Source organism: Kineococcus aridisoli, from assembly GCF_050871885.1.
Lineage (GTDB): Bacteria > Actinomycetota > Actinomycetes > Actinomycetales > Kineococcaceae > Kineococcus.
Genome location: NZ_JBJLSF010000158.1, coordinates 1 through 4,222 on the forward strand (window position 1 = coordinate 1; position 4,222 = coordinate 4,222).

The following is a 4,222-nucleotide window of genomic DNA, read 5'->3' on the forward strand; positions in this document are numbered from 1 at the left end:
AGGACCAGCCCACCCGCCCCCCGCCCCCCCCCCCCCCCCCCCCCCCCCCCCCCCCCCCCCCCCCCCCCCCCCCCCCCCCCCCCCCCCCCCCCCCCCCCCCCCCGGGCCAGGGATCGGGCAGGTCCTCGCGCGGTGCCGGCGGCAGGGGAGCGGCGGGCTTCACCAGCCGGGGGCCGGACGGCTCCGGGCGCGGCGGGGACGCCTCGTCCGGCCCGTCCTCGGCCGCCGTGCCGGGCTGCGCGCGGCGCCGCTCACCGGTGTCCTCGGCCGCCCCGTCGCGGACCTGCTCCACCGCCTCGTCCACCGCCTCCTCGCCGGCCCCGCCCCGCGGTTCCCCGTGCCGGGCGTGGCGCGCCGAGTGCGCACCGGGCCGCCCGTCCGCGCCGTCGCGCGCCTCGTCGTCGGCGCCCTCGTCGGCGCCACCGGCGCCCTCGTCGGCGCCCTCGCGGACGGGGGCGCTCCCGCGCGCGCCCGCGGGGCGGGTGGTCGGCGCGTCCTCGCCCCAGTGCGCGACGATCTCGGCGAAGGCCGCATCGACGTCCAGGGGACCGGATCCGTCGTCCGGGGTTCGAGCCACGGTTCATCGTGTCACGCTCCGGCGCGGACGGTCGAGGTTTCGGCGTGGCGCGCGGCGGGTGCCCGGGTAGGGTTCGGTGATCACGGCGCGGGACCGCCCCGCGCAGCGACGGCGCACGAGCAGGCGGGAGGCGGTGTGGCCCGGTTCCCGGTCCTGTACTGGCCGCTGAAGCTGCTCGTCGCCGAGCCGCTGGTGACCGGGGTGCTGCGCCCGTGGGTGCGCGGCCTGGAGAACGTGCCGGCCAGCGGGCCGGCGATCCTGGCCAGCAACCACCTGTCCGCGGCGGACACGGTCGTCCTGCCCTCGGTGCTGCGGCGGCGCCTGACCTTCATCGCCAAGGCCGACCTCTTCACCGGTTCGGGGCTGAAGGGCAAGCTCACCGCCGGCCTGCTGCACGGGGTGGGCCAGCTGCCGGTGGACCGCTCCGGGGGCCGGGCCTCGGCCGCCGCCATCGCCGGTGCCGTGCAGGTGCTGCGCGACGGGGAGCTGTTCGGCATCTACCCCGAGGGCACCCGCTCCCCGGACGGGCGGCTGTACCGCGGGCGCACCGGGGTGGCGCGCATCGCCCTGGTCTCCGGCGCGCCGGTGCTCCCGGTGGCGATGATCGGCACCGAGCACCTGCTGCCCAGCGGCCGCGTGCTGCCGAAGGTGCGGCGGGTGGGCGTCGTCATCGGCGAGCCGCTGGACTTCTCCCGCTACGCCGGGCGCGCCGACGACCAGTTCGTCGTGCGCTCGGTGACCGACGAGGTCATGCACGCCATCCAGCGGCTGTCGCGGCAGGAGTACGTCGACGCCTACGCCGAGCGCAGCAAGCTGCGCTCGGACCTGGCCCGCGGCACCGGCGTCGCGCTGCCGCCGCAGGAGTCCGGCGGCGGCCCCGGCGGCCGGGCCGCGCCCGGGGGCCGGCCGCCCTCGCCCGGCGCCCCCTGAGCGGCGCGCCGGGGTGCCGGGGAGCGCCGGGAGATCGCCAGGAGGGGCCCGCCGGTGGCAGAGTGCGCGGCAGGTGGTCGACACGGCCGGCGAGGGCGCCGGGGAGTGGAGGCGGACGTGCGGGTCGGGATCCTCACCGGGGGCGGCGACTGCCCCGGGTTGAACGCCGTCGTCAGGGCGGCGGTGCTGGCCGGGACGCAGCGCCACGGCATGTCCTTCGTCGGGTTCCTCGACGGCTGGCGCGGCGTGCTGGACGGGGACGTGGTGCCCCTGGACGAGGAGCGGGTGCGCCCGCTGCTGGCGGTGGGCGGGACGGTCCTGGGCTCCAGCCGCACCAACCCCCTGGCCGGCGGCGTCGAGCAGGGCGTGCAGCGGGTGCGCGAGCGGCTGGCCGCGCTGGGCGTGGACGCGCTGTTGGTCATCGGCGGCGAGGACACCCTCGGGGTCGCGACGGCGCTGCACGAGGCGGGGGTGCCCGTGGTGGGCGCCCCGAAGACCATCGACGACGACCTGTCGGCGACCGACGCCACCTTCGGCTTCGACACGGCCGTGCAGACGGCCGTGGAGGCCTGCGACCGGCTGGTGACGACCGGCGCGAGCCACCACCGGGCCATGGTCGTGGAGGTCATGGGCCGGCACGCCGGCTGGATCGCGCTGCACACCGGGATGGCGGCCGGTGCCCACGTGACGCTGCTGCCCGAGGAGGTGGTCGACCTCGACGCCGTCGCCGACGTCGTGCGCGCGGTGCTGGCGCGCGGCGGCGCACCGCTGCTGGTGGTCAGCGAGGGCGCGCCGGTGCTGGGGCAGCAGGCCGTCAAGGACGCACCGGTGGACGCCTTCGGCCACGTGCAGCTGGGCGGTGCGGGTGAGCAGCTGGAGCGGGAGCTGCAGCGGCGCGTGCCGGGGCTCTCCAGCCGGGTGACGGTGCTGGGGCACCTGCTGCGCGGCGGCACGCCCTCGGCGGCGGACCGGGTGCTGGCGACCCGCTTCGGGCTGTCGGCCGTCGAGGCGCTCGCGGCGGGGCGGCTGGGGACGATGGCGGCGCTGCGCGGGGTGGACGTGGTGCAGGTGCCGCTGGCGGAGGCCACGGGGGTGCTGCGCACGGTGCCGGAGGCGCGACGCGCCGAGACCGCGGGGCTGCGGTGGTGAGCCGGTGGTGAGCCGCTCGTGAGCCGGCACCCGCGCGGCCCTGGGGAAGGCGCAGCACCCGGCGGCGCGGCAGTGCGACACTGGCACGCGTGAGTACCGGAGCGAGCACGATCACGAGCACCCGCGACAGCGCTGCGTCCGGCCCGTCGAGCACCACGTGGCCGGACCTGCCCGCCGCCCAGCAGCCGCAGTGGCCGGACGCCGCCGCGCTGGCAGAGGTCCAGGCGGAGCTCGCCTCGTATCCTCCTCTGGTCTTCGCCGGGGAGGCCGACCAGCTGCGCGCGCAGCTGGCGAAGGCGGCCCGCGGCGAGGCGTTCCTGCTGCAGGGCGGGGACTGCGCCGAGACCTTCGCCGGCGCGACGGCCGACGGCATCCGCCGCCGGCTGAAGACGATGCTGCAGATGTCGGCCGTCCTCACCTACGGCGCGAGCCTGCCGGTCATCAAGGTCGGCCGGATGGCCGGGCAGTTCTCCAAGCCGCGCTCGAGCAACGACGAGACCCGCGACGGGGTGACGCTGCCGGCCTACCGCGGTGACGCCGTCAACGACTACGCCTTCACCCCGGAGGCCCGCCGGCCGGACCCGCAGCGGCTGCTGCGCGCCTACCACACGTCCTCGGCGACGCTGAACCTCATCCGCGCGTTCACCACGGGCGGCTACGCCGACCTGCGCAAGGTGCACGAGTGGAACCGCGGCTTCGCGGCGACGGCGGCCAACGCCCGCTACGAGGCGCTGGCCCGCGACATCGACAAGGCCATGAAGTTCATGGTCGCCGCCGGTGCCGACTTCGACGCGCTGAAGACGGTGCAGTTCTGGTCCAGCCACGAGGCGCTGCTGCTCGACTACGAGCGGCCGCTGACCCGGACGCTGGACGAGGAGCCGCCGCTGGCCGGTGCCGATCAGCCGCGCGACGTGCGCCAGGGCGGTCCGTACGACGTCTCCGGGCACATGGTGTGGATCGGGGAGCGCACCCGCCAGCTCGACGGCGCGCACGTCGACTTCGCCTCCCGGATCCGCAACCCCGTCGGGATCAAGCTGGGCCCGAAGACCTCCGTGGACGACGCGCTCGCGCTCGTCGACAAGGTCGACCCGTACCGCGAGCCGGGCCGGCTGACCTTCATCACCCGCATGGGCGCCTCGACGATCCGCGAGGCGCTGCCGGCGCTCGTCGAGGGCGTCACCCGGGCGGGCGTGCAGGTGACGTGGGTGTGCGACCCCATGCACGGCAACACGATCACCTCGACCAGCGGCTACAAGACCCGCCGCTTCGACGACGTCGTGGACGAGGTGCGCGGCTTCTTCGAGGTGCACCGCGCGCTCGGCACCGTGCCGGGCGGCCTGCACGTCGAGCTCACCGGTGACGACGTCACCGAGTGCCTGGGCGGGGCCATGGAGATCGACGACGCCGGGCTGGGCACGCGCTACGAGTCGCTGTGCGACCCGCGGCTGAACCACCAGCAGTCGCTGGAGCTGGCGTTCCTGGTCGCGGAGATGCTCAGCGCGCGCTGACCGTCCCCCCGGCCCTCGCCGGTCGCACGAGCAGGGCCCCGGGACCGCTGGTCCCGGG

3 protein-coding genes are annotated in these 4,222 nt (G+C 76.9%); all 3 read left to right on the top strand.

Annotated elements, in window-relative coordinates:
• Nucleotides 1–712 precede the first annotated feature (712 nt).
• The 3 genes from ACRYM2_RS22875 (at nt 713) to ACRYM2_RS22885 (ending at nt 4,164) form a co-directional block, all read left to right on the top strand.
• Nucleotides 713–1,507 carry a lysophospholipid acyltransferase family protein gene (locus tag ACRYM2_RS22875; protein ID WP_432524990.1) on the top strand — a complete coding sequence of 265 codons (795 nt, stop codon included), beginning with the start codon at nt 713–715 and terminating at the stop codon, nt 1,505–1,507.
• A gap of 117 nt (nt 1,508–1,624) precedes the next feature.
• Nucleotides 1,625–2,656: a 6-phosphofructokinase gene (locus tag ACRYM2_RS22880; protein WP_432524991.1), complete on the top strand. Its 1,032-nt coding sequence runs from the start codon at nt 1,625–1,627 to the stop codon at nt 2,654–2,656.
• A 110-nt stretch (nt 2,657–2,766) separates the two neighbouring features.
• Nucleotides 2,767–4,164, top strand: a complete 1,398-nt coding sequence (locus tag ACRYM2_RS22885; protein ID WP_432524992.1) for a class II 3-deoxy-7-phosphoheptulonate synthase — start codon at nt 2,767–2,769, stop codon at nt 4,162–4,164.
• Nucleotides 4,165–4,222 lie beyond the last annotated feature (58 nt).